33 protein-coding genes and 1 tRNA gene are annotated in these 23,366 nt (G+C 66.7%); 15 read left to right on the forward strand and 19 right to left on the reverse strand.

Annotated elements, in window-relative coordinates:
- Positions 1-134: 134 nt before the first annotated feature.
- Positions 135-695 carry an inorganic diphosphatase gene (gene ppa / locus WC597_RS06315; RefSeq protein WP_372692455.1) on the reverse strand — a complete coding sequence of 187 codons (561 nt, stop codon included), beginning with the start codon at positions 693-695 and terminating at the stop codon, positions 135-137.
- 128 nt (positions 696-823) lie between these two features.
- Between ppa and WC597_RS06320 the strand changes: the two genes are divergently transcribed.
- Complete coding sequence (locus tag WC597_RS06320) at positions 824-1,507, forward strand: DUF599 domain-containing protein (protein WP_372692456.1); 684 nt, start codon at positions 824-826, stop codon at positions 1,505-1,507.
- Between the two features lie 258 nt (positions 1,508-1,765).
- Here WC597_RS06320 and WC597_RS06325 read toward each other — a convergent pair whose 3' ends face one another.
- Positions 1,766-2,593, reverse strand: a complete 828-nt coding sequence (locus tag WC597_RS06325) for an N-formylglutamate amidohydrolase (RefSeq protein WP_372692457.1) — start codon at positions 2,591-2,593, stop codon at positions 1,766-1,768.
- A gap of 112 nt (positions 2,594-2,705) precedes the next feature.
- Here WC597_RS06325 and cpdR point away from each other — a divergent pair, with 112 nt between their 5' ends.
- Both cpdR and WC597_RS06335 read left to right on the forward strand, forming a co-directional pair.
- Positions 2,706-3,062, forward strand: coding sequence for a cell cycle two-component system response regulator CpdR (gene cpdR / locus WC597_RS06330; protein WP_017506825.1), 357 nt, complete (start codon positions 2,706-2,708; stop codon positions 3,060-3,062).
- Between the two features lie 125 nt (positions 3,063-3,187).
- Positions 3,188-3,262: transfer RNA gene (locus WC597_RS06335), tRNA-Val, on the forward strand.
- 320 nt (positions 3,263-3,582) lie between these two features.
- Here WC597_RS06335 and WC597_RS06340 read toward each other — a convergent pair.
- Positions 3,583-4,548, reverse strand: coding sequence for an AraC family transcriptional regulator (locus tag WC597_RS06340; protein ID WP_372692458.1), 966 nt, complete (start codon positions 4,546-4,548; stop codon positions 3,583-3,585).
- Positions 4,549-4,649: 101 nt separating this feature from the next.
- Between WC597_RS06340 and WC597_RS06345 the strand changes: the two genes are divergently transcribed.
- Together WC597_RS06345 and WC597_RS06350 are read left to right on the forward strand one after the other, a co-directional pair.
- A complete protein-coding gene (locus tag WC597_RS06345) occupies positions 4,650-5,612 on the forward strand; it encodes a ketopantoate reductase family protein (RefSeq protein WP_372692459.1) in 963 nt (320 codons plus the stop codon).
- A 27-nt stretch (positions 5,613-5,639) separates the two neighbouring features.
- Complete coding sequence (locus tag WC597_RS06350; protein ID WP_372692461.1) at positions 5,640-6,059, forward strand: DUF3291 domain-containing protein; 420 nt, start codon at positions 5,640-5,642, stop codon at positions 6,057-6,059.
- A 10-nt stretch (positions 6,060-6,069) separates the two neighbouring features.
- Here WC597_RS06350 and WC597_RS06355 read toward each other — a convergent pair whose 3' ends face one another.
- The 4 genes from WC597_RS06355 to WC597_RS06370 all read right to left on the reverse strand — a co-directional run bounded on the left by WC597_RS06355 (position 6,070) and on the right by WC597_RS06370 (position 8,702).
- Positions 6,070-6,600, reverse strand: coding sequence for an ester cyclase (locus WC597_RS06355; protein ID WP_372692462.1), 531 nt, complete (start codon positions 6,598-6,600; stop codon positions 6,070-6,072).
- 139 nt (positions 6,601-6,739) lie between these two features.
- A complete protein-coding gene (locus tag WC597_RS06360; protein WP_372692464.1) occupies positions 6,740-7,429 on the reverse strand; it encodes a cytochrome P460 family protein in 690 nt (229 codons plus the stop codon).
- A gap of 180 nt (positions 7,430-7,609) precedes the next feature.
- The gene (locus WC597_RS06365; protein ID WP_372692465.1) at positions 7,610-8,017 is read right to left on the reverse strand and encodes a hypothetical protein; all 408 of its coding nucleotides are present in this window, start codon (positions 8,015-8,017) and stop codon (positions 7,610-7,612) included.
- A 34-nt stretch (positions 8,018-8,051) separates the two neighbouring features.
- Complete coding sequence (locus WC597_RS06370; RefSeq protein WP_372692467.1) at positions 8,052-8,702, reverse strand: RraA family protein; 651 nt, start codon at positions 8,700-8,702, stop codon at positions 8,052-8,054.
- A gap of 201 nt (positions 8,703-8,903) precedes the next feature.
- On the opposite strand from WC597_RS06370, the gene WC597_RS06375 reads away from it, so the two are divergent.
- Entirely contained in the window at positions 8,904-9,542 is a 639-nt protein-coding gene (locus WC597_RS06375; RefSeq protein WP_372692468.1) for a peroxiredoxin-like family protein, read from the forward strand.
- Between the two features lie 17 nt (positions 9,543-9,559).
- Here WC597_RS06375 and WC597_RS06380 read toward each other — a convergent pair whose 3' ends face one another.
- Positions 9,560-10,441 (reverse strand): LysR family transcriptional regulator, encoded by an 882-nt coding sequence (locus tag WC597_RS06380; RefSeq protein ID WP_372692469.1) that lies wholly within the window; start codon positions 10,439-10,441, stop codon positions 9,560-9,562.
- 185 nt (positions 10,442-10,626) lie between these two features.
- Here WC597_RS06380 and WC597_RS06385 point away from each other — a divergent pair, with 185 nt between their 5' ends.
- Entirely contained in the window at positions 10,627-11,367 is a 741-nt protein-coding gene (locus tag WC597_RS06385) for a TetR/AcrR family transcriptional regulator (protein ID WP_372692470.1), read from the forward strand.
- A 23-nt stretch (positions 11,368-11,390) separates the two neighbouring features.
- Here the strand turns inward: WC597_RS06385 and WC597_RS06390 are convergent, their stop codons facing one another.
- Complete coding sequence (locus WC597_RS06390; protein WP_372692471.1) at positions 11,391-11,921, reverse strand: peroxiredoxin family protein; 531 nt, start codon at positions 11,919-11,921, stop codon at positions 11,391-11,393.
- 222 nt (positions 11,922-12,143) lie between these two features.
- Between WC597_RS06390 and WC597_RS06395 the strand changes: the two genes are divergently transcribed.
- The 8 genes from WC597_RS06395 (at position 12,144) to WC597_RS06430 (ending at position 16,825) form a co-directional block, all read left to right on the forward strand.
- The gene (locus tag WC597_RS06395; RefSeq protein WP_372692473.1) at positions 12,144-12,869 is read left to right on the forward strand and encodes a TorF family putative porin; all 726 of its coding nucleotides are present in this window, start codon (positions 12,144-12,146) and stop codon (positions 12,867-12,869) included.
- A gap of 17 nt (positions 12,870-12,886) precedes the next feature.
- Positions 12,887-13,582, forward strand: a complete 696-nt coding sequence (locus tag WC597_RS06400; protein WP_372692474.1) for an FMN-binding negative transcriptional regulator — start codon at positions 12,887-12,889, stop codon at positions 13,580-13,582.
- 83 nt (positions 13,583-13,665) lie between these two features.
- Positions 13,666-13,812, forward strand: coding sequence for a hypothetical protein (locus WC597_RS06405; protein ID WP_372692476.1), 147 nt, complete (start codon positions 13,666-13,668; stop codon positions 13,810-13,812).
- A 44-nt stretch (positions 13,813-13,856) separates the two neighbouring features.
- The gene (locus WC597_RS06410) at positions 13,857-14,537 is read left to right on the forward strand and encodes a cation transporter (RefSeq protein ID WP_372692518.1); all 681 of its coding nucleotides are present in this window, start codon (positions 13,857-13,859) and stop codon (positions 14,535-14,537) included.
- A 119-nt stretch (positions 14,538-14,656) separates the two neighbouring features.
- Complete coding sequence (locus WC597_RS06415) at positions 14,657-15,289, forward strand: ZIP family metal transporter (RefSeq protein WP_372692477.1); 633 nt, start codon at positions 14,657-14,659, stop codon at positions 15,287-15,289.
- A gap of 72 nt (positions 15,290-15,361) precedes the next feature.
- Positions 15,362-15,895 (forward strand): DUF417 family protein, encoded by a 534-nt coding sequence (locus tag WC597_RS06420; RefSeq protein WP_372692478.1) that lies wholly within the window; start codon positions 15,362-15,364, stop codon positions 15,893-15,895.
- Between the two features lie 57 nt (positions 15,896-15,952).
- Entirely contained in the window at positions 15,953-16,378 is a 426-nt protein-coding gene (locus WC597_RS06425; protein WP_372692480.1) for a DoxX family protein, read from the forward strand.
- 54 nt (positions 16,379-16,432) lie between these two features.
- The gene (locus WC597_RS06430) at positions 16,433-16,825 is read left to right on the forward strand and encodes a RidA family protein (protein ID WP_372692481.1); all 393 of its coding nucleotides are present in this window, start codon (positions 16,433-16,435) and stop codon (positions 16,823-16,825) included.
- Positions 16,826-16,993: 168 nt separating this feature from the next.
- Here the strand turns inward: WC597_RS06430 and WC597_RS06435 are convergent, their stop codons facing one another.
- The 10 genes from WC597_RS06435 to WC597_RS06480 all read right to left on the reverse strand — a co-directional run bounded on the left by WC597_RS06435 (position 16,994) and on the right by WC597_RS06480 (position 23,280).
- Positions 16,994-17,290, reverse strand: a complete 297-nt coding sequence (locus WC597_RS06435) for an alpha/beta fold hydrolase (RefSeq protein ID WP_372692482.1) — start codon at positions 17,288-17,290, stop codon at positions 16,994-16,996.
- Between the two features lie 45 nt (positions 17,291-17,335).
- Entirely contained in the window at positions 17,336-18,106 is a 771-nt protein-coding gene (locus tag WC597_RS06440) for an epoxide hydrolase family protein (protein WP_372692484.1), read from the reverse strand.
- A gap of 50 nt (positions 18,107-18,156) precedes the next feature.
- Positions 18,157-19,143 carry an MBL fold metallo-hydrolase gene (locus tag WC597_RS06445; RefSeq protein ID WP_372692485.1) on the reverse strand — a complete coding sequence of 329 codons (987 nt, stop codon included), beginning with the start codon at positions 19,141-19,143 and terminating at the stop codon, positions 18,157-18,159.
- 38 nt (positions 19,144-19,181) lie between these two features.
- On the reverse strand, positions 19,182-19,682 hold the full coding sequence (locus WC597_RS06450) for a peptide-methionine (S)-S-oxide reductase (RefSeq protein WP_372692486.1): 501 nt from the start codon (positions 19,680-19,682) through the stop codon (positions 19,182-19,184).
- 272 nt (positions 19,683-19,954) lie between these two features.
- On the reverse strand, positions 19,955-20,221 hold the full coding sequence (locus WC597_RS06455; RefSeq protein ID WP_372692487.1) for a hypothetical protein: 267 nt from the start codon (positions 20,219-20,221) through the stop codon (positions 19,955-19,957).
- 41 nt (positions 20,222-20,262) lie between these two features.
- The gene (locus WC597_RS06460) at positions 20,263-20,544 is read right to left on the reverse strand and encodes a DUF427 domain-containing protein (protein ID WP_372692489.1); all 282 of its coding nucleotides are present in this window, start codon (positions 20,542-20,544) and stop codon (positions 20,263-20,265) included.
- Between the two features lie 58 nt (positions 20,545-20,602).
- Positions 20,603-20,875: a glutaredoxin 3 gene (gene grxC / locus WC597_RS06465; protein ID WP_372692491.1), complete on the reverse strand. Its 273-nt coding sequence runs from the start codon at positions 20,873-20,875 to the stop codon at positions 20,603-20,605.
- A gap of 68 nt (positions 20,876-20,943) precedes the next feature.
- On the reverse strand, positions 20,944-21,516 hold the full coding sequence (locus WC597_RS06470; protein ID WP_372692492.1) for a hypothetical protein: 573 nt from the start codon (positions 21,514-21,516) through the stop codon (positions 20,944-20,946).
- Positions 21,517-21,610: 94 nt separating this feature from the next.
- Positions 21,611-22,579 carry a magnesium and cobalt transport protein CorA gene (locus WC597_RS06475; RefSeq protein WP_372692493.1) on the reverse strand — a complete coding sequence of 323 codons (969 nt, stop codon included), beginning with the start codon at positions 22,577-22,579 and terminating at the stop codon, positions 21,611-21,613.
- Positions 22,576-23,280 (reverse strand): glutathione S-transferase N-terminal domain-containing protein, encoded by a 705-nt coding sequence (locus WC597_RS06480; protein WP_372692494.1) that lies wholly within the window; start codon positions 23,278-23,280, stop codon positions 22,576-22,578. Before WC597_RS06480 ends, WC597_RS06475 begins: the two co-directional genes overlap by 4 nt.
- Positions 23,281-23,366: the final 86 nt, after the last annotated feature.

The raw sequence follows: 23,366 nt of genomic DNA on the forward strand, positions 1-23,366 counted from the left end.
CAGAACCCCTCCGTCACGGCGCAAGACGCGCCGCGCCACCTCCCCGCAAAGCGGGGAGGAGACAGCAGATCGCGCGGCAAAAAGGCGCCCTCCAGCCGGAGGGCGCCTTTGATGTCTCTGCCGATGTCGCCCGATCAGGCGGCGTTGGCGGCCTTGGTCTTGGCCAGCTTGTCCTGGTGGGCCTTCATGCCTGTCGCGATCAGGTCGGCGGCTTCGCCGGCGTCGCCCCAGCCCTGGACCGTGACCGACTTGCCCTTTTCCAGGTCCTTGTAGCGGGTGAAGAAGTGCTCGATCTGCTCGATCAGGATGGCCGGCAGCTGACGATAGCTGGCGATCTCGGTGTAATAGGGGTTCAGCTTGTCGACCGGCACGGCCAGGATCTTCTCGTCGCCGCCGGCTTCGTCCGTCATCTTCAGCACGCCGATGGGGCGCGAGCGAATGACGCAGCCGGGCACGACCGGCGTTGGGTTCAGCACGATCACGTCGCAGGGGTCGCCGTCGTCCGACAGGGTGTGCGGGATGAAGCCGTAGTTGCCCGGATAGTACATGGCCGTGTGCAGGAAGCGGTCGACGAACAGGGCGCCCGAGGCCTTGTCCATCTCGTATTTCACCGGCAGGCCGCCCTGCGGGATCTCGATGATGACGTTGATGTCCCAGGGGGCGTTGGGACCGACCGGAATGGCGTCAAGGTTCATGGCGGATCTTTGCTGCGACTGCGAAATTCGAAAAGGCGAGGCGTGATAAGCCTACCAGCCCGCAACGGCAAGCGCGACATGCGGCGGACAGGCTTGCGTCCGGGCGCGTCATCGCGGACATCTGGCGCATGACCTTGACCGACTGGGCCGCCCTGGCGCTCTTTTTCATCTGCTGGCTGGGATACAGCCCCATCCTGGCCTTCATCAGCCGTAAGGGCGGCTCGCTGAACAAGGACATGGAGCATGTCCGCGCGGTGTGGATGCAGTCCATGACTCACCGCGAGATGAAGCTGATCGACAGCCAGTTGATGGGCCATTCGATCAATTCGGCCTCGTTCTTCGCCTCGACCAACCTGCTGCTGATCGCGGCGGTGGGGGGCATATTGTTCGGCGGCGAGAGCGCGCTGCAGGGGTTCGCGGCCGTCGGCGCCGAGAACGTGCCGCTCAAGATCCTGGAGGCCAAGCTGGCCCTGGTGCTGGTCTGCCTGGCGCGGGGCTTCCTGGATTTCATCTGGGCGTTGCGCCAGATGAACTACACCCTGGCCCTGATCGGCTCGGCGCCCGAACTGCATTCCAACACCGACCGCAAGGCGTTCAGCGAGGCGGCGGGGCAGCTTCTGAATCCCGCGCTCAGTGCGTTCAGCCAGGGGGTGAGGGGCTATTATTTCGCCCTGGCGGCGGCGGCGTGGCTGTTCGGGCCGCTGTGGCTGGCGCTGGGTGTGGCCTCGTCGTTCGGCCTGCTGATCTATCGTCAGGAAGCGTCGCCGGCCGCGCGCGCCATTCGCAATGCGCGTCGTCTGCTGGAGCATTGAGGTCGGCTATTTCGCAAGTGCGAGATGGGGCTGAAGGTCAGACTTTGGTCGAATACGGGCCATATACCGGTTACATCGCCGCATTTGCGTAACACGGCGTGACCGTGAAAGCGCATATCGGCCTTGACCCATTGTGCATCGCAACCTAAGTTGACCTCTGACGCCTCCGGGCGTCTTGCCCTTCCTGGGCGTTTCCTCCCTATAGACTTTAATGCCGCACCCTCGGGTGCGGCTTTTTTTGATCTGATCAGCGATTAGTCAGGCGGTGGACCACGGTTCCGCGCACAGGGCCGCGATCACGCGGGTAAGGGCCTTCTGTGTCGTGGCGTAGGTCGCCCCAGGCTGAAGTGTCACCTCGTCCAGATATAGCCGCCGGCTCAGCTCGATCTGGATCGCCTCATAGCCGTCGTCCGGTCGGCCCCAGCGCTGGGTGGACCAGCCCCCGGCATAGGGATGGTTCTGCGCCACCCGCCAGCCCAGCCCCTCGAAAAGCTCGCGCAGTCGCCGGCTGAGCCGCGCATTGCACGCCGAGCCGTAACGGTCGCCCAGCACCACCTCGGCCCCCACCGCCCGCGCCGGCATCGAATGCCAGTCGATCAGCACCGCCCGCCCCTGGCGCGCCCGCGTCGTCTCCATCAGGTCGCCCAGCGCCTGGTGATAGGGGCGGTGAACCCTGTCGATGCGGCCCTGCGCCTCGGCCAGGCTCAGCCGGCGCGCATAGAGGGGCGTCCCGTCGCCGGCCAGGCGCGGCACGACGCCGTAACCGGCCGCGGTCTTGGCCCCCACCGGCCCGTCCAGCCCCTCGATCAGGGCGGGATCCAGTTCGCCGGGGTCGCGGTTCAGATCGACATAGGCCCGGCCGATCCGCCCCTCGATCAGGGCGGCGCCCAGTCGCGGGCCGTCCGCGACCAGTCGCCCGACCAGGGCGTCCTCCGCGCTTTTCAGGCTGGCGAGCGGCAGGCCCGGCGCGGCGTCCATGTCGTCGGGATAGCGGTCGCCCGAGTGGGGCGAGGCGAAGACCAGCGCCGTCGCGGGCGCATCCGCCGCCGGCGCGGTGATCGAAAAACTGGCCCCGCCGTCGGTCATGCCCCCGCATAGCGGGTTTCGCTGTGGAAGGAAGTCGGCTGATCGGTGAATTTCATCGGCGGTTTACCGTTGCGGGCCTAGGCTGGCTCCCTGTTTCAAAGGTGTTTCTCGAATGGCGCGTATCCTCCTGGCCGAAGACGACGGTTCGTTGCGCGGATTTCTGACGCGCGCGCTGGAGCGGGCGGGCCATCAGGTCATCGACTGCGAGAACGGCGACGACGCCATCGACGCCCTGGAACACGGCCCCTACGACCTGCTGCTGACCGACATCGTCATGCCGGGCGCGGACGGGATCGAGGTGGCGCGCGTCGCCGCCGCTCGTCAGCCCGGCCTGCGCATCATGTTCATCACCGGTTTCGCCGCTGTGGCCCTGACCGCCGCTCAGGCCACGCCGGACGCCAAGGTCCTGTCCAAGCCCGTCCACCTTCGCGACCTGGTCAATGAGGTCGAGCGGATGGTCGCCGCGTAAGAAGACGCCGAGCGGCGTTTGGCGAGAAATCTTGATCTTGCCGTGAAATCGGCTTGATGCGGGCCGACCTCGCCGCTATACGACCGCTCTTCCCGCTCCGAACAGCTTTTTCGGAGCCCTACGGCGGATGCGTAGCTCAGCGGGAGAGCACCTCGTTGACATCGAGGGGGTCACAGGTTCAATCCCTGTCGCGTCCACCATTCTCTTCAATAGCTTAGTCGATCTTGACTGGCAGGCGGTGGCCAGAAACTGGCCAGAAACTCTGCTGTCGGATACTGATTGTAGATCAAGCCGCTCTGAAACTTGCCAGAGCGATTGACCCCGAGGCCCCTTCTCTCAGCGGCCATTCGCAAGATCCGCGTTGTGATGAAAAATGGCGCAGCGATCTGAACGGTCAGCCGTCGATAACTGTCACTCACCCCTTATTCTCACGGCCGCTTCGGATCACGGAGCCTTCGCTTGAGAGCCTGCAGGGAAGCTGAAGATCTTTCAGATCTCGCGAAGGATTGTTATTTCGACACTATCCCGGAGGCCCCTCGGCGCTGGTCGGACGATTTGAGTTCGAAACGAACTGAGCGTTTGCTCCAGCGTCCCTGACATACTGACGGGGCGGCCGCCCGATTACCCGTTTGAAAGTCGCACCGAACGCGCTTTCGGACAGATAGCCGACTGAAGGCGCGACCTCCGCGATCGATAGCCTACCGCCTGCCAGACGATCAGCAGCAATCACCATCCGCCAGCGAGTCAGATATTCCATTGCTGGCTCACCAACGGTTTCCCGAAAACTCGCTGCAAAGCTCGACCTGGACATTCCGGCCTCACGCGCCAGAGCCTCCAGCGTCCATCTTCGGGCGGGATCGCCGTGGAGGGCGGTGATCGCGGCATGCAACCGCGTGTCCGATAAGGCGAACAGCCAGCCTCTTCCGTCCGCGGACGGGTCTGCGAGGTGGTGTCGGAGGGCCTCGATCAAAAGCGCTTGCGCCAGATGCTCGGCCAGCAGGGCGCTCCCGGGCGCCGGCTCGCGGAGCTCCCGCATCAACCGCTCCATGGCGAAGCGCAGCGCGCTCCTGTCGCCTTCGCCCGTGATGTGGACGATGGCGGGCAGCCTGGCCAGCAGCAGGCTCGCGTTCGCACCCCCAAAACCAAAATAGCCCCCGAACCCCCAGCAGTCGCCCCCGCCGTTCAACATCACGCTTTCGCCCGGGGGCACCGAGAGAAAGAGCGCCATGGCGTCCACGGGCGCGACGTCCGCCGCGCCGGAGAGATGGACGGCCTTGCCGGTCGGGAGCAGGACGACATCGCCTGGACCCAGCCTGACGGCTGGCGCGCTCTCCACAGAGACCCGGCATTCCCCTTCGAGGATCGCGAAGCATTTGAGGCCTTCGCCTGAAGGGAAGGCCAGGGCCCAATCCCTGCCAGCGTCCAGTCCTCGAAAGCCGTAGCTGGCGGGTTTGAGGAGGGAGAGGACTTCGGACAGCGGATCCATGGTCAATCCTGGACGATCCCGACGAGACGGCGGACCCTGGAGCATGGCCCGTCCAGAGGTCGGCGCATAGTCTTCCGACTACAAATCGCCGGAAACAAACAATGACCCACATAAAGCCCGCCCGTCTCCGCATCGCCGTCGTCGGCGCCGGACGCATTGGATCCGCCTTCGCCTTCCAACTCGTGCAGTCGGGCGGTCACGAGATCACGGTCGTCGCCCGATCCGGGTCGGATCGTCTGCGGACGCTCCGGCGCGACCAGGCCATAATCAATGTGCACGGCGAGCGCGCGTCGGTCACCGTCTGCGACGTCCTCGATGAAGCCACGCCCTATGACCTCGTGATCGTCACCCTGCTGGCTCACCAGGCCGATGCGATCCTGCCGGCCCTGCAACGGAGCGCGGCGAGGTGCATCCAGTTCATGTTCAACACCTTCGATCCCGAGCACGTTGAGACCGCGATCGGGATCGACCGCTGTGCCTTCGGCATGCCTTTCATCCAGTCTCGACTGGACGCCGACGGGCGGCTCGATGTGACGATTGGCGCGGGTGGTCAGAAGACGCTTATGAGCGACCGTCGCTGGGTCGAGGTCTTCAAGACAGCCGGACTGCCCGCCGCCATCGAGCCCGACATGAAGCTCTGGCTTCGCTGTCACGCGCCGCTCTGTATTGCCTTCGAGAGCGTCTCCATCGCGGCGATGAGACGGGGCGGCGGCGCTTCGTGGGACGAGGCCATGATCCTGGCGCGCGGCGTCAAGGCGGGTTTCGGCCTGATCAGGAGCCTGGGACAGAAAGTCCATCCCGGCTCCAAACGCTGGCTGGATCGCAGCCCGGTCTTCGTCATGGCCGGGATGCTCTGGTCGCTATCGCGGATCGCGGGGTTCCGCGAGGTTCTGGCGACAGGCGAAGCTGAGTGCGAAGCGCTCGTCGCAGAGCTTGTCGCCTCCAGCCGAACAGCCGGACAGCTCGTAGACGTGTCCCGGATCCTGGCCATGAGCCCGTCCCGCATGGCGCCCCGCAGCCAGGGCCGGGATCGGGGCGCGCCGGGTCGTCATCCTCCAGCCTGACCTCAGCGACGGCCCAAGGAGAGTCCTATGCCCATCATCAGCGTCACCCGGTTCAAGCCGCGCTCCCTTCTACAACTGCCGAGTTTTGCCTTCCATGCGTCACGAGCGATAGACCAGATCCGTCGGGCCGAGGGATGGATCGACGGCGCGGTCAAGCGGGACGCCGACCATGCCTTCTGGACGATGACGGTCTGGAAGGACGAGGAAAGCATGCTCGCCTATGTCAGCGGCGGCGCCCACGGCGCGGCCATGCCCCGCCTCGCAGACATGGCCGTCGAGGCGAGCGTGGTCCGGTGGAGCACGGACAGTCCCGTCCTCCCCGCCTGGTCCGAAGCCGTGAAGCGGATGCGCACCGCGGGGCGGCCATCAAGGCTCAGACGCCCCGGGCCGGACCACGTCGCCTTGGCCTATCCGAATGCCTCCGAGGTGTTCGGCATGCGCCTCTAGAGCGCCTGCATCAGGCCTTGAGCTGCATGAGCAGGCCCAGGGTGTTGTAGAGGGTGTGGACGTGGACCAGCTTGCCTTCGTCATTGAAGGTCGCGAACTCGGTGACCTCCAGAGTGACACGACGGCCAGTCGGCTCGATGACGCCGTCGGGCGTCGGGATCGGACCCACGTGCGTCCCCTCCATATAGAAGCGCACGGCGCCCATGTTGCCCTGTGTTATGAGATCCTGATGCACGAGCCTGTTGGCTCCGAACAGCACCTTGTCGTTCTTCAGCCAGGCGATGAAGGCTTCCCGCCCTCTGTGCGTGGCGCCGTTCGATCCGTTGCCGGCGCCGCCGTTGATGTCGGCCACCACGTCGTCGACGACCAGCTCGCCGCTCCTGTCGATCTCGTTGCGATTATAGTTCTCGTGAAACTGCCGCATGACCGACGCGATATCGACGCTCGGCCGAGCGCTGGCCATGGCTGGGACAGCGCCGAGCCATGGAGCGGCGCCGGCCGTTGCGAAGACGCCGAGGACGCCGCGACGATGGGTGTGCATGGGTTTCTCCATTCAGGGTTTCAGGCATCGACCCAGTGGGTCGGAAAACCTGTCGTCGAACGATCAAAGGGATGGCTACAGGGATGAGCTTGCAGCCTGTGAGACAACGAGGCCATTCCCCGCCGCGACATTGGGCCGATCACTCCCCAAGGGCGGCTTCTAGGTTGAACCTGGCGTTGTCGCCGTCCCGGCGGAAGCCGGGCTGGTTAAGCTTCACCGACCAGACGTAGTCGTGGTCCGGCCCGACGTTGTCGATATGACACTGGGCGCACTGCTCGCGCCTGCGTGCCGGAGAGAAGGCCTGATAGGGCGGCGTCTGGTGACCGAAGCTGAAATACGCCCAGCCGCCCGGCTCATCGGGAAAGCGCCGGGTGTCCTTCAGCATCACGCCGACGCCCGTCCGCTCCTGCGGGAAGATGACCGTGGTGGTTCCGAACCGGCATGTGAACGCCGGAGGCCCGCTGCATTCCGCCGGGTCGGTGCTTGTCGTGCTGAATTCCTTGACCATCAGCGCCCCCTCGGGCCACCGGCCCGTCCGCATGAAGATCCGGTAGGTGTTGGGCTCGACGTAGACGCTGTGCATCTCGGGCGTCTTCGTCACCGTGCCGTCGAGGATCGTGATGGCGATGGTCTCCCACGACGTGTTGGTGTGCACCCAGCTCCGGTATCCCTTCGGAAGCGCGGCCTGCCCCTCCGCATTGAAGACGAGCTGGATTTTCGGCGGTGGAAGTCCGGCATCGGCGGACTGGCGCTCGTGCCCGCTCACGGGCGAGCACGCCGCCATCGCGGTGGCTGCGGCAACGACGATTACGCAATGTGGTGACCGCATCAAGGATCCTTCCGTCGGCGAGCGATAACAGACCAGAAAGTTCTAACCGATATATATCGGTTACGCTGGCCCTCTACATGCTGTCCGTCAAGGCCGAGTTGTCGGGTGTCTGCACATCCTGATCTCCAGGTTCGAGCGACGGGCGGCTCGGCGCCCCCGCTTCAACGGCCGCTCACACTGTCAGAGCTCCGAAGCCAGACGGCCTTCGCGCTGGGGCGCACGGATGAACATCTCGACCAATTCGTCAGTCCACTCGACATATTCGATATGCAATCCGTCGGCATACCGGGCGTAGAGCATCCGTCCCGTCGGGACCGTCACGATGGCCTGGGTGATCGTGGCGCCGCTGGCCAGAAGTTCGGCCTCGACCGCCTCGATGTCGCGGACGATGACAGGGCCATGGCTGTCACGGATCGGGGCCAGCGATTCATCCGTCCCGGCGACGACGAACATGTCGCCTATTCCTGCCAGGTCCCACTCCCCGAACCGGAAGCGCAGATGCGGTTTTCGACCGTGCAGGCGCTCAAGCGTTGCGAGCGTCTCATCACAGTCGTGGGAAAAGAGTCTGGAATAGGTCTTCAGGATCATGGCCGCCTCATCTCGGGAAGGTCTCGGGGTCGTCTCAGGGCTCTGCCCCGCCCGGCGCGTGGGGGTCCTCCAGCCGGATGGCCTCAAGGTAACGGGCGTCGTCGGCCTGGATTTCCAGCGCCAGCGTCAGGGCGTCTTCGATGGCCGACACCGGCACCACGACGGCTCCTGCGGCGTCCGCGAACAGATAGTCGCCCGGAATTATCGTGGCGTCGCCCAGGGTGACGAGCCCGTTGGCCTCCACCGGCATGATGTCGCCGGTCCCGGCGCGATGGGTCTCGCCCCGGCAGTAGAAGGCGGGGGCGTACGCGGACAGCTCGCGGAAGTCGCGCAGTCGACCATCCGTCAGCAATCCGGCGAGGCTGTGGTTGTCCAGGCGGGACAGCTTGACGCCCCCGCCCACGGAGAGGTCGCTTCGTCCGCCGGTCGAAAGGACGAGAACCTTGTCCGACGGAGACCGGCCTACGGCCTCGTGAAAGAACCGCGCGAAACTGTGGGCCCGGGGCTCGAAGACATCCTCGCGCAGGGCCGCGAACCGCACCGTGGCGGCGCGCCCGAACAGCACGCGGCCGGGCGTCGGGGAGACGAGATCGGAAATGGTCGAGACGTGTCCGAACAGCCGGCCGACCGCGTCACTGAGCGCCGCAGAGTTGAGCGCGGCCGCTCTCGGTCTGAGATCGCTCATCATGGACGCCTCGTCCCTGGCCGGACGTCCGGCGCCAGGCCGACGATCCCTCCCCGTGTGAATGTTTGCTGCATGGCCGGCTCCGCGGAGTGAGCCCATAAGGTGGCGTCGCGCGATCCGTATTCCCAATGTTCCGGGACTATTGAATCGATAGCCGCTGGAAACTCTTCCTTCCCGAGCCTTCCGGGGTATTGCTGTCGCATGACCCTCGTACGAACTGTTTCACGTCCTGCGGCCGATCCCGAGGAACTGGCCTGGGAACCGGTCTACGACGCCTTCGTCAAGCGGCTGGTGGCGCTGGATGTGGGCGCGTCCGCGCCCCGCATCGGCGATCCCTTCCCGGACTTCTCGCTGCCCGACCCGCGAGGGGTCCACCGCTCGCTCGGCGACCTGGTGAGCGAGGGGCCGCTGGTGCTCAGCTTCAATCGAGGCGGCTGGTGCCCCTACTGCTCCCATGAACTGGCCGCCTGGGGCGAGGAGGCGTCCGTCCTGAAAGCAGCCGGCGGCAGACTGGTGGTCGTCTCGGGTGAACTGGGCGAACGCGCCTCCGCACTCAAGGGCATGACCGGCGATGACGCCGTGGTGCTGTGCGACGTCGACCACGGCGTCGCGCTAGCCTCGGGCCTGGCGTTCCACCTAAGCGCCGACCTCAACGCCCTCTATCTGAAGGCCGGGCTGGACCTCGCCACGATCTACGGGTCGGGCGGGACCTTCCTGCCGATCCCGGCGACCTTTGTCATCGATCAGGACCGGGTGATCCGCTACGCCTTCGTTGATCCGGACTTCCGCTACCGGGCCTCACCGCACGATGTCGTCCGCTTTCTGGGCGCGATGGGCTGAGGTTGCATCCGGCAGGGTCAGCCGACCGCTTCGGACCAGTCGCGTGCACGCGAGGCCCGGATGAAGGCCTCGGCCGCCAGCCCGCGCCGTCGACCGGCCACCGCGCCTAGCACCACCTCCCGCGTCACGTGGGCATCCTGCGCGAAGACCACGGCCAGACCGTCGGCGGACCGAGGGGCGGGCACAAAGGCGCTTCCCAGTCCCGACGCCACCATCTGGCGAATCTGCTGCATGTCGTTGACCCGGTGCCGGACCAGGGGCTCGAACGCCATCCCGGCTCCGGCCGCCCTGAGTCGTGCGCAACCGTCGCCCTCGTGATCGATCCAGTGTTCCTCCCGAAGGCTCGACAGAGACGGATGGTCGCCGAGCGCGAAAGGATGATCCGCTCGGGTCATCACGGCGTAGGCATGTTCGTAGAGCGGCCAGTGATCCACTCGCTCCGGCGGATCGTCGAGCCGTTCGGTGATGAGCAGATCCAGCCCGCCGTTCATGGCCCTTTCCATCAGGTCATCGCCGGTACCCGCCGTCAGAGTGAGCTCGAAGCCGGGCAGTCCCTGCGCAAGCTCCTTCAGAATGAGGTTCAGCGTGTCCGACGCGATGGCCGACTGCACGCCGAGCGCCAGGGGCGCGACCTCGGCGCGTCCGACGCCCCTGGCGAGGTGCTTCGCCGCCTCCGCTGCCTCGTAGGTCCTCTCGAGATGAGGCAGCATCAGTCGGCCCAGATCGGTCAGGTGGGTGCGACTCCGTTCGCGCCGGAAGAGCGGCCCGCCTAACTCCTCCTCAAGCTTCTGGATGGCGCGCGTGAGCGAGGGCTGAGTGACGTCGCACTCGTCCGCAGCGCGCGTGAAGTTCAGTTCACGAACGACGGCCAGGAAGTAGCGGACCTGATGCATTTCCATCTGTCTGTTTCCTGTCACGATGCGGGCGCCACCGGCAAGAGCGAGTATCAGAGGTTTTCGATATTTATCGTCTATCTCGCCGATCCGCAGCCGGTTCAGGGGGGCGCGCGGGCGCCCGATCGCCCCGCGGCGTTTGCGGCATCGCCCCGGAGCGCCTACCTAGCGGGTCCGGAACAGGAACGGACATGACGACGGCTCGGCCCGACACTGACGCCAGCAGATCACCGCGCAGAGCGGCGAGACAGCCGGTCCGTGAACGTGGAATCCAGCGTCAGGCCCTGCTGCTTGACGCGGTGGACGACCTGCTGAGGTCGGCCGACCCGGAGGACGTGGGGATCTACCAGATCGCCGAGCGGGCCAAGGTCGCGCCGGCCTCGGTCTATCACTTCTTTCCGACCCGGGAGGCCGCCTTCGTCGCGCTGGCGCAGCGGTATCTGGCTGAGTTCCGACGTCTGGGCGAGCAGCCTGCCGAGGCGTCCCGCCTGAAAAGCTGGCAGGATTATTTCGAGATCGAGCAGGCGCGCGTCAGCGCGGCCTTCAACGACAGCCCGCCCGCCCTCAGGATTTTCCTGGGCTATGCCGGCGCGGCGGTCCGGAACTTCGGCGCCCGGTTTAACACGGAGATGACCACGGGGGTCTTCGACGCGCTGGACCGGCTGTTCCACATGCCTCACGTCGCGGATCCCCAGCGCCGCTTCGGCATCGCCCATGCCGTGATGGAGGCGGTCTGGACCCAGGCTTACCTCCAGGACGGACGGATCACCGAAGAGTGCCGACAGGACGCGCTGGAAGCTCATCGCGTCTACTGCCGCCTTTTCCTGCCCGAACGCGTGGAGCCCCGCGACTGGGTTCGCACGGCCGCTGAGCGCGGCGAGGCCATCGGCTTTCTGCGTGCGCCGGACACGGCTAAACCTTCAGCCCTCTGAAGAGCCGCGGCTGGTGGAGACCGTCACCCGCCGACGCGAGGCGGCAGGGCGAGATCCGCGACGCGCGGCTTCGCTCCGGCCGGCAGAAGGGCCTCCAGCACGCGGTCGGCGTCGATATGAAAGCCGGCGAAGACGATGCGGCCCTCGGTGTCGATAATCGTGAACCAGGGCGTTCCGCCCGTCTGGTAGTCGCGCATGAACGTGGGCAGGGGATCGGACGGTGTCGCGGCGTCGTGACCGAAGGGGATCGGCAGGCCATAGCTCGACTGATTGAGCCGAAGCTTGTCGAAGGTGTTGACATCCTCGCCCTCGAAGACCGTCTGGATGGCCGCGAAGCCGACGCCATGCGGCGACAGGGCGTCGTGAAGCCGTCGAAGCGCCGGAAACCCGCGCGAATGGCATCCTGGGCACCAGTGCTGGAAGGCGAACAGAACCTTGGCGCCTGATCCGAGATCGGCCAGCCGCAGCGGTCGGTCCATCGGATCGCCGCGTTCATCGATCCAGAGCGCCGTCCGCAACTCGGGCGCCTCGGCGTTCAATCTTCCAGGGTTCACGGTCTGGTCTCCAGTGTGCGGGCCGACCGCCGCGCAGGTCGTCGGGGGTCGGGAGGGGTGCGAGCGCTGTCTTCCGAAGCCATGAGAATGGGCTCGCCCGGCTCCGTCTCCCAATAGCTGGCGCGCATCGAATCGATAGCCGGCCCTGACTGCCCTTCCTCGTCCGCCGCGCACAGGATGGTCGCGGGTCGAACATCCTGGCCCACGCTTCGAGGACAGGCCATGAGGATTCCCCTTCCGCAACTCCCGCGTCTCGCACCGGTCGCGACCGGCGTCGCGGCGGCCGCGATCCTGCTGACCGCCGGATCGGCCAGGGCCCAGGACGCCCAAGGCCCGAAGGTCTCGGGCAGTCTCACGGTGGCGAGCGACTACCTCGTCCGCGGGGTCAGCCAGACCAAGGAAGGGGCCGCCGTCCTGGCCACCGTCGATGTCGTTTCGGGCGGCCTCTATGCGGGCGCCTTCGCCGGCAATGTGGCCTTCCCGGGCGATCCCGGCACCCGCGTCGAGGTTGATGTCTACGCGGGCGTTCGACACGCGGTCGGCGGCTTCGACATCGATGTCGGCGTCGTTGCTTATCTCTATGACGACCCGGACGGGTTCGACTACGACTTCGTGGAGCTCAAGGCGGCGGTCAGTCGCGCGTTCGGGCCGGTCTCGATCGGCGCGGTGGTCCTCCATTCGCCGGATTTCCTCGGGGCGACCGAGGACGAGGCGACCTATGTCGAGGGTCAGGTCGCGCTCTCGGCCGGCGAACGCTGGACCGTGTCGACGGCCTTCGGGACCCAGGTCCTCTCGTCCGATCTCGACTACAGCAACTGGAATGTTGGGGCCGCCTACGCCTTCACCGACAGGCTAGCCCTGGGCCTGCGCTATCACGCCACCGACGCGCTCGCCCTCGGCGAGATCTACGAAGACCGGCTCGTCGCCAGCCTCCGCACCGCCTTCTGAGATCGCCGGGACCGACCATGCATTACGCCGAATACAAGCAGCGGGATCCCTCGCTCGTCAGGGAGATGATCGAGACGTTTCCCTTCGCCGCCATCCTGGCCAATGGCGAGAACGGCCCTCTGGTCGCCGAAGCTCCGGTCACGTTTCGCTCCGGCCCCCGACCCGCCGGGGCGGTCGAGTTCCATCTGGCCCGCGTCAACCCCGTCGGCGCCTCGCTGGCGGAAGGGGCACCGGTCAGCCTCCTGTTCCGGGGCCCCGACGCCGCGGTGTCGCCGAGCTGGTTCACCGGCAGCTTCCAGGGCGAGGCCCCGGACCGCAGCCGCGCGGCGCCCACCTACAACTACCTCAGCCTGGTGCTGCGCGGCCGCCTGCAGTTGCTTGGGGACGACGCTCTGCAGAGCCAGATCGCCGATCTGGTGACGGCGAACGAGCCGAAGGACAACGGCTGGTCGCTGGACGAGTTGGCCCCCGACCTGTGGACGGCCTGGCGCGGCGTGATCCAGCTGTACCGGATCGAGATCGACGACTTCGAGCTCACCGCGAAGTTCACCCCGGGCGAAATCCCCGCCGACCGCCCGGGCGTGGTCGAGGGTCTTCGCCGGCGCGCCAGTCGCCATGACGTCATGGTCGCCCATTTCATGGACGGCGCCGACGGGAGCGCCGAGGCGCTCAGGACCCGGCTGCGGGCGCTGCGCTACCCGCCCGCCTGGTGACCCGCTCCAGCCCGCCTCCTCCTTCGGGCGACAGGACGCCGGCCGGCGGTCCTCCGGCGGCGAAGATCGAACAACGACTTCTGTTGCTGTCGACCGCCGCCACCGTGATCCTGGCGATCGCCGGCGTGGCGGTCGGCCTGTGGTCCGGCGCCCGGGCCATCGTCTTCGACGGCATGTTCAACGTGGTCGACGCCGCCATGACCCTGACCGCCGTCGGGCGGCCCGGCTGATCGCGCGCGGCGCGGACCGACGCTTCCAGTTCGGCTACTGGCATCTGGAGACCCTGCTGGGTTTCGTGAACGGCGCCCTTCTCCTGTTCGCCTGCCTCTACGGCCTCGTCGACGGGGTCGGGGCCCTGCTCGAGGGGGGACGGACGGTCCATTTCGGCGCAGGGGTCGGCTATGCCGGGACCGTCGCCCTGCTCAGTGGCGCGGTCGGCCTCTGGATCCATCGCGGCGGCCGACATCTCGGCTCGGCCCTGCTGGACCTGGACGCCCGGGCCTGGCTGCTCGGCGCGACCCTCAGCGGCGGCCTCTGCCTCTCGTTCGCCGCCGCGGCCGCCCTGTCCGGCACGCCGGCAGCCCGCTTCGCCGCCCTGGTCGACCCGCTGGTGCTCGTGATCCTGTCGGTGGGGATGGCGCCGTTCCCGCTGGCGACCCTGGTTTCGGCCGGCCGTCAGATCCTGCAGATCGCGCCGCCGGCGCTCGACGCCCGGGTCCGGCGCATCGCGGCTGCGGCGGCTGCAAGACATAGTTTCATCGATCACAGGTCCTACGTCACCCGCATCGGTCGGGTCAGCGTCGTCGAGGTCGGTTTCGTGGCGTCGCCGGACGGACCGGCGCGTACCCTGGGAGCGCTGGACACGATCCGCGAGGAGGTCGAACAGGCTCTTGGAGGCGATGCGCCAGAGACCTGGCTGACCATCCACTTCACCGCCGATCCCCGCTGGCTCTAGAGCGAGACACAACCATCCCCCTGTTCATCGAGGCCGGCCTCTGGGGACTTTTCGCGTCCAGCGGCCTCACGATCGGCGCCCTGCTCGCTGTCACTCCCTACAAAAGCCTGTCGCATCGCGTGATCGCCGGTGTGATGGGGTTCGGCGGAGGCGTCCTGATCGCCGTGGTGTCGGTGGAACTGATGACGGAGGCCTACTCGGGGGGCGAGCCCGTCTCCGCCGTGATCGGACTTCTGGCCGGCGGCGGGGTCTTCAGCTTCATCAACTGGCGTCTCTCCCGGCTCGGGGCGAAGAACCGCAACCGGTGCGGAGAGTGCGTCGCCCAGCCGAGCGAGACGGAGCGCGAGGGAAGCGGTCTCGCGATCGCGGTGGGGGCCGTACTCGACGGCATCCCGGAGGCCCTCGTCATCGGCCTGTCGCTGCTCGGCGGGGGCAAGCTCGCCGCCGGCGTGGTCGCTGGCTTCTTCCTGGCCAACATTCCCCAAGGGCTGTCGAGCGCGTCCGGCATGAAGCTGGCGGGTCGCTCGAGGCGCTACATCTTCGCGGTCTGGATCGGCATCCCGGTGATCACCGCCGCCGCGGCGGCGACGGGCGCCCTCATCCTCGGATCGGTGTCGGCCCAGGCACCGGCGGCGATCCTCGCCTTCGCGGCCGGGGCCGTTCTGGCCATGCTCGCCGAGGCGTCTCCTCCTCGCCCGGCCAAACGACGGACGACGGTCTGTGGGGCCCGCATGCATGTTGGGCATCGATAGCATGCCCTGCGGCAATAGGTTTTCGCAGGGGTCAGGGCCTATCCAGTCAGCATGAGTTTCGAGGAAATCCCCATGAAGATGAAGACCCCGACCGCACCCCGCCCGGCCAACGACGCTCGTGCGCTCGGCCCCGCCATCGACAGCGCCCTGGAGACGGCGGCTGCGCTCGGCCGCCCAATCGCTCTGGCCGGCGTCGTGCTGCCGCTCGCCCTGATCGGCGCGCTGAAGTTCACCCAGTTCGAGATCGAGGCGCTCAAGCCTCTGATCTCCGGCACGCCCTGGCTGGCCTGGCTCTACCCGGTCTTCGGGCCGGCGATGACCTCCTACCTGCTGGGCGTCGCCGAACTGATCACCGCAGCGCTCTTCATCGCGTCCCTGTGGTCGGCGCGCGCCGGGATCTTCGCCGGACTGCTCGGCTCCGCCATCTTCACGGTGACGGTCTCCACCCTTCTGGCCATGCCGATCTGGCTCGACGATATCGGCGGCTTCCCATGGCTCAACCCCACCGGCCAGTTCCTAATCAAGGACGTCGCCCTGCTCGGCGTCAGCCTGCTAATTCTCCAGGAGAGCCTGACGCGCTGGCGCGCCGCCCGCGCCGCCGGCTGAACCGACACGCACCGGATGCGGCGCGGACGCGTCGCTCCCACAAGAAGGAACATGACCATGTCCGCGATCTTCGCCCCCCCTACGCCCTGCACCGGCCTCTGCGCCCACAAGCACAACCTGATGCTCTGGACGCTGCAGGGCTGGATCGCGATGTTCTTCATCGCCGCCGGATACGCCAAGCTCACCGAGCCGCTGGACATGCTCGTGATCCTGCTGGGATGGCCCGCCCACGCCTCCCTGGCCCTGGTCCAGGGCCTGGGCGTGGCCGAGGTCGTGCTGGCCGTGATGCTGCTCGCCCCCCTGATCTCCTGGAGACTGGGCCGGCCCCTGCTGCTCGTCGCGGCCGCTGCTCTGGCCGTCCTCGAGATGGTGATGCTGCTGGTTCACCTCCTGGGCCAGGACTGGAGCCACGTAGCGGTGAACCTCAATCTCCTCGCGCTCACTGCCTTCGTCTTCTGGTCGCGCGCCCGGGAACGGCGCTGACGCCCCCCCCGCATTCCGGAACCACCAACCCACTACCCACAGAGGAAGACCCCCATGGCCGAGATCAAGACCTTCTTTCACAATGTCCCCTGGGAAGACGGACTGGGCATGTCCCAGGGCTACAGCGTCGACGGCCGCGTCCACATCTCGGGGCAGTTCGCACACGATGCGAAGGGCGAACTCGTCGGCGTCGGTGATTTCGACGCCCAGTTCAGCCAGACGGCCGCGAACCTGGACGTCGTGCTGGCCGGGTTCGGCCTGGGCCGCGACAACATCGCCGAGGCTCTCATCTACATGACCCACTCCGTCGACGACTTCGAGGGGCTGACCCGGTCGTGGCGCGCCTACGTCGGAGATCATCGCCCCGCCGTCACCATGATCGGCGTCGCCGGCCTGGCCTTCCCAGGGCAACGCCTCGAGATCCGCGTCGTCGCCTACGCGGGATAGGTCATCGCCATGCGAGTGGCGGCTCCGTGAGACTAGCAGGCCACCCGCATTGGCCTGCGCGGAGCCGCCCCTCCGCAGGACAGGCCGTGAGCAGGCGCGAAGAACCGGATCCGGACCGGCGCCCAACGGCCGGACGCCCCTTCAGAGGGCCGGGGCTCGGCGCCGGCGTCAGGTCCGCACTGCGCGCGCCAGCTGTCGAAGGTCCTCTGCATAGAGGTCAGGCGCCTCCCAGGCCGGGAAATGCCCGCCCCTGGGAAAGAGGGTGTAGCGTTCGACGTTGTAGAGACGATCGGCCGCCTCGCGCGGGGCCGTGAGCAGATCGTGAGGCCACATCGCGATCGCCGTCGGCGCCGCCACGAAGTCGTCGACCCTCAGGGGCGGCCTGAGGTTGGCGGCCTCGTAGTAGAAGCGCACCGATGATCCGATGGTCTCGGTCGACCAGTAGATCATCAGGTTGTCGACCAAGGTCTCCATCGGCCAGACGGACAGGACGTCGCCGTCGCAGTCCGACTATCCGCGCATCTTCTCGATGATCCAGGACGCCAGGCCGACGGGGCTGTCGGCGAGGCCGAACGCCAGGGTCTGGGGGCGGGTGGACTGAAGGGCCTGATAGGCTCCCTCCTCGCGGCTCCAGAGGGCCACGCGCGCCTCGTAGTCGATCTCCGCAGGCGTCACCGGTCCCCCCTCCGGGTTTCCCGGCTTCGGGGCCACCGACGAGACGTGGAGGCCGAGCACCCTGTGGGGATGGCGCAGAGCGATGCGCGTGGCCACCCCGGACCCGATGTCGGTCCCGGCGACCATGAAGCGGTCGTATCCCAGGTCCGACATCAGCGCCGGATAGAGGTCGGAGAGCTCGACCTGGTAGGGGCGGGAGGGTCGATCGGAAAAGCCGAAGCCGGGCATGGTCGGGACCACGACGTCGAAGCCGGGCGAGCCGGACGTCAGCAGAGGCGCCAGTCGCTGGAACTCGATGAAGCTGGAGGGCCAACCGTTCATAAGAAGAAGGGGTAGACCGCCTCCGCCGCTGCGGAAGTGTAGGAAATGCACCCCGAGACCGTCGAAGGACCCCCGGAAATGCGGCAGCGCATTGAGCGAGGCGACCCGCGCCTTCCAGTCGTAGCTCTCCCGCCAGAAGCGGACGAGCCGTTCGAGAAAGCCCCGCTCGGTCCCCATCATCCAGTTGCCGGTGACGGCGTCGTTCCAGCGCGTGGCGTCCAGCCGGCGATGCAGGTCGGTGACCATCTCAGGCGCGAACGGGATGGAAAAGGGCTCCAGGGCCATCGTTGCTCCGCGGATGTGAGGGACGCTCTGACGAGCGTCCCCCCTTGATATCAGTTTGGACCGCGATTGGTGTAGGTGACGCCAACCCAGGCGTATCCGTCCGCTTCGCGACGTACGTGTCCGATGCCCGGGAAGGCGGCGTGGGGGACCGCGACCAGGGTTCCCTCACGCGCGAAGACGTCGAAGGCCTCGGCGCGAACGCGCGCCGCGCCGGCCGAATCCTGGTCATAGGCGATGGTCACAGCGGGTTCCGGGAACTGCACGGCCGTGGAGTGGACGAGGTCGCCCACGAACACGAGGTTCTCGCCGCCGTCGCTCAGGGTGAAGAAGGCGCTGCCCGGCGTGTGGCCGGCGTGGAGCGTCGCGGAGATCCCCGGGACCACCTCGCCGTCGGCTGCGATGGGGCTCACCTTGCCCGCGTCGAGATAGGGCTTGAGGGTCGTGGCCGCGACGTCGAAATACTGCTGGTCATAGCCGGTCCGTTGCTGGGCCGTGGCGTCGAAGAAGAAATCCAGATCCGGCTTTCCGACGTGGACCATGGCGTTCTCGAAGACCCTCCGGCCGCCCCTGACCAGACCTCCCGAGTGGTCCGAGTGGGCATGGGTGATCAGGATGTCCGTCACCTGACCTGGCTCGAAGCCGGCCCGCTCGAGACTGGCGATCAGGCCGCCACCGGCTCCGGGGCCGAACAACTCGCCCGAGCCCGTGTCGATCAGCACCAGCCTGCCGGGCAGTTGGACCAGATAGGCGTTGATCGACGCCTCGGCCGGATTGGCCTGGAAGTTGCGCTGGAGCAGGGCGTCCGTCCGGGCGGGCGTCGTGTGCTGCAGGAGCTGGTGCAGATCCATGGGCACCGAGCCGTCGGACAGGGCGAAGACGGGGACGGAGCCTATGCGCAGCCGGTAGACGTCGGCGCCCTGCGAGACGACCTGCTGGGCTGCGGCCGGCGGTGAGGCGGCCATCGCGGCCGAGAAGGAGAACGGACCCAGCAGAGCCAGGGCCAGAGGGACGAAGGCGGCGCGTTTCGAGGCGGTCATGGTGATGTCCTTGGTTGGTTTTGGTGGTGAGAAACGGGTCAGGCCGGACGCGCTTCGGGAAGCGCCAGGTCCGAGAAATGCCGTCGGATGTGATCCAGCTTGGGATCGATGTATCGGCGGCAGAAGGGTCGGCTTGGGTCGGTTCGATAGTAGTTGCGGTAGCGTTCGTCGGACGCCCTAAAGTCGCTGAACGGGAGGACCAGCGTATGGACGGCCTTGTCGGAAGCCTCGGCGAAGCGGGCGACCGCCTGTTCGACCTCGGGCCGCTGGCTCTCGTCGAAGAGGTAGATCGCGCTGCGGTACTTGCTGCGAGGGGATCGGGCCCGGGTGGCGGAATGGGTCCTCAGGTGCACTTCGGAGAGGGCGGCCAGCGGAATGACCGAGGGGTCGAAGGTAACGATCACCCCTTCTGACCAGGTGTCGGCCGGCGCATCCGACCGGACGAACCCCTGGTCGACCTGGGCGACGCCGCGCAGGGCCTGGAACACGCCTTCGGTGCACCAGTGGCATCCGCCTCCAAAGCCGGCCCTGGCCCTCATCGCCTCTTCTGTCTGCACGTCGGTCCTCGCACGGGTCTGTCGGATGAAACGGAAGCATCGGCGCGCTGGTGTCCGTCATCGCCCGGGCTTTCGACCTTCGCTCGTACGGAGACTCCCGCCGCGTCCTGCACGGAGGCGACGGACAGAGAATGGGTTCGTCGCCCGGCCAAGTCCAATGACCGGGAGCTATGGTTTCGATACCTTCGAGCGACTGTTGGAGCGTCCGGGACGGGCCTCGCAGGCGTAATCGCGCCGGCGTCGCTAAGCGCTCGTCAGGGATCCGCTCGGAAGCCCAGCACGAACGCCACGACCTTCTCGACCGACATCTCGCAGGGCTTCAGCAGGGTCCGGTCCGATCCGGTGCGATAGAGGTTGAAGCTTACGATGTCGGTCCCGGCCAGCTCTCTGGCGAACAGGCTGTTGCGTCGTCCGTCACCGGATCGTCGGACCGTCAGGCCGAACCGGCGGCCGTCGTAGTCCCCTTCGCCATACCCGTTTGCAAGTCTGGCGAAGGCGGCGTCGAACTCGGCAGGTTCCAAGGCTTTCCTCCGTTCCAGTCCGCTCCGACCCGTCCGGGACGCTATGCGACCGCCACGCCCTTCCAGAAGGCGACATGATCCCGGATGCCTTCGTAACCCGCGCTGGGCTCGGGATAGGTCCAGGCCGCATTGGCGTTGATGGCCTCGCCCATGCGAACGTGGTAATAACGCGCGGATCCCTTGATCGGGCAGACCGACGTGTGCGGGCTCATCTCGAGTAGGCCGAACTCGACCGCTGCGGGCGGAAAGTAATGATTTCCCTCGACGACGATCGTCTCGTCGCTCGTGGCGATGACAGCTTCGTTCCAGATCGCTGAGACCAACGGTCCCTCCTTTGGTTCTGTGGCGTGGAGCGGCGGGCGAACCGCCGACCCCTGTCCTTCAGGTGGCGCGCGGGGTGCGCCCGAGAAGCGCGTCGAGCTCGCCCCTGACATGGAGAGCGAACAGCTCCTCGGAGCCGCCGACCAGCGCGCCGTTGATGAAGATTTGCGGTACGGAGGTCCGGCCCGACGCCTCTACCATGGTCTGGCGGGTCAGCGGGTCAGCCTCGATGTCGAGCTCGGTCCAAGACACGCCCTTCGACTTGAGGAGCGCCCTGGCCCGGCTGCAGAACGGACACCAACTCGTGGTGTACATCAGGACGCCGGCGGTCATGTCTCGTCTCCAGATGTTGATGAGGAAAGGGTCCGCCTCGGCGGGCCTCCACGGCGCTGCCGGCTTGGCTATTCGTCGCTGATGACGTCTTCGCCATGGTAGGGAATCCGGATCAGCCGGGGGTCCCGCATGATGCTCGTGACCAGCCAGACATAGGTCTGTTCGGTGGTGTCGAAGCCGAGGATGCTGAAGTGTTCGCCCCACGGGCATGGGGGGACGTCTGGAAAACCCTCTCGCAACACGTATCGCGCGGTGTCCTGCTCGAACTCGGCCTTGTAGATCTTGCGCAGGCCGAACTTCATCGGCACGTCGAGGTCACCGGCCTGCGCCGTTTCCCGCTGCGCGACGAGCCGTTCGGAGAGGTCCGAGTGACAGAGCGTGTCGAACACGTCGAATGCATCGATCAGCAGGCCCTTGTGACCGGTCGCGGGATCGGTGATCGCATAGATGTTGGACACGTCCTCTGCGTCATTCCCGCTTTCGAGGCGCAGGGCTGCATCGACCCTCACGCTGCAGGCATCCAGCGTCGATCCAAGTCCGAGATCGACGAGGTGACCGTCCCGGACGCGGAACTCGCGGTCATATCCCCGGGCGACGAAGGACTTCACGGCGTTTACAACGTCGGTTGCCTGTTTGGTCATGACGGATCCTCTGCCTGGCGTTGGTTCGAGCTCGCGTCGGCAGAAGGCGTGCTGTGACCCGTCGAGTGACGGCGAAGGTCGAGAGTGGCTGCGCTCACAGCCATCTGGCCTTCTTGAAGCGCAGGAACAGGAAGAGGCAAATCGCCATCATCAGCCCGAAGACGACGACGTAGCCATACGGCGTCTTCAGTCCCGGCAGGTGCTCGAAGTTCATGCCGTAGAAGCCTGCGATCGCCGACGGGACCGCCAGGATCGCCGCCCAGGCCGCAAGCCGGCGGGTGCTCATCCCCGTCCTCTGCGCCTCCAGAAGGCTGCTGAACTCGAAGACCGAGGCCAGGTTTTGCAGCAGGCCGTCAACCATCGACTGCACGCGATCAACGTGATCGGCGACGTCGTTGAAGTAGGGCTGCACCTGAGCGCTGATGCAGGGGAAATGCCCGCGGACGAGTTTCCTGACCACCTCGGCCATGGCGCCGAGCGTGCGCTGGAAACGCGTGAGTTCGCCTCTCAGCGCGAAGATGCGGGCGATCTCGTCTCGGCCGAGGAAGTCGTCCAGCGACCGTTTCTCCATCGCCAGGACGTCATCCTCGATCATCTCGAAGATCGGCAGGTACTGATCGACGATCCGGTGCAGGATGGCGTGAAGGACGTAATCTACCCCCTTGCCGAGGAGCTTGGGCGACACTTCGAGTTGGGCTCGAAGCGTCCCGAGCGCCCCGCCGTCTCCATGCCTCACGGTGATCAGGTGGTTGTGACCGGTGAAGATCGCGGTCTTGCCGTAGACGATCCGGTCGTCGACGAGTTCGGCCGTCTGAGTGACGACGTAGAGCTCGTCGTTATAGACCTCCAGCTTAGGCGGACACACCGGATGCATGGCGTTGTCGACCGCCAGCGGATGAAGACCATAGGTCGTCTGAAGCGCGCGAAGTTCGTCGGCGGTGGGGTCGTGAAGCGCGATCCAGCAGAAGCCCGTTCGCCCCTTGTCCAGCTCGACGATCTCGTCGAGAGCCACTTCGCGGACCCGCTCCCCCTCGTTGTAGTAGTAGGCGGCGAGGACAGTCATGCCGGTCTCTCGGGGATGCGCAGGCCACGCTGGACCGCGGGTCGAGCGTGGCCGCGGTCCAGCCAGGCCTGCACGTTCGCGAGTGCGCCGAGATCGAGTATGTCGCCGGCGTCGTATCGCTCGACCAGCGCATTTACCCAGCCGAGGGTGGCGATGTCCGCGATCGAATAGTCATCGACGATCCAGTCCCGGCCTTCGAGCCGGCGATCGAGAATGCCCAGGAGCCGCTTCGATTCATCGACGAACCGCTGCAGGGGCCGCTTGTCCTCGAAGTCCTTCCCGGGTCCCCGGAGGTAGACGCCGAGCTGACCGAACATCGGCCCGATAGCCGAGACCTGGAAGAACACCCAAGCCAGGGTCTCGTAGCGTAGGGCGGGCGCACTCGGCATAAGCCGGCCCGTCTTCTCGGCCAGATAGACGAGGATCGCGCCGGATTCCCAGACGGCGACGGGTCTGCCGTCAGGGCCCGACGGGTCGAGGATGGCCGGGATGCGCCCATTCGGATTCAGCGAGAGGAAGGCGGGGTCCCTGGACTCGTTGTTCGCGATGTCGATGAAGTGGGACTCGTACGCCAGGCCGGTCTCCTCAAGCATGACCGAGATCTTGACGCCGTTGGGCGTGGGCGCGGCGTACAGCTGCAGACGGTCGGGATGAGCGGCCGGCCAGCGCTGCGTGACGGAAAAGGACGAGAGGTCCGGCATGGTATGCGATCCTGATGCGGCGTTTGACGGAGACGACCTGCCTCCACGAGGCCGGCACGATGGCCGCATCGCCGGGCGACGCGGCC

The organism is Brevundimonas sp. (genome assembly GCF_041648115.1).
Lineage (GTDB): Bacteria > Pseudomonadota > Alphaproteobacteria > Caulobacterales > Caulobacteraceae > Brevundimonas.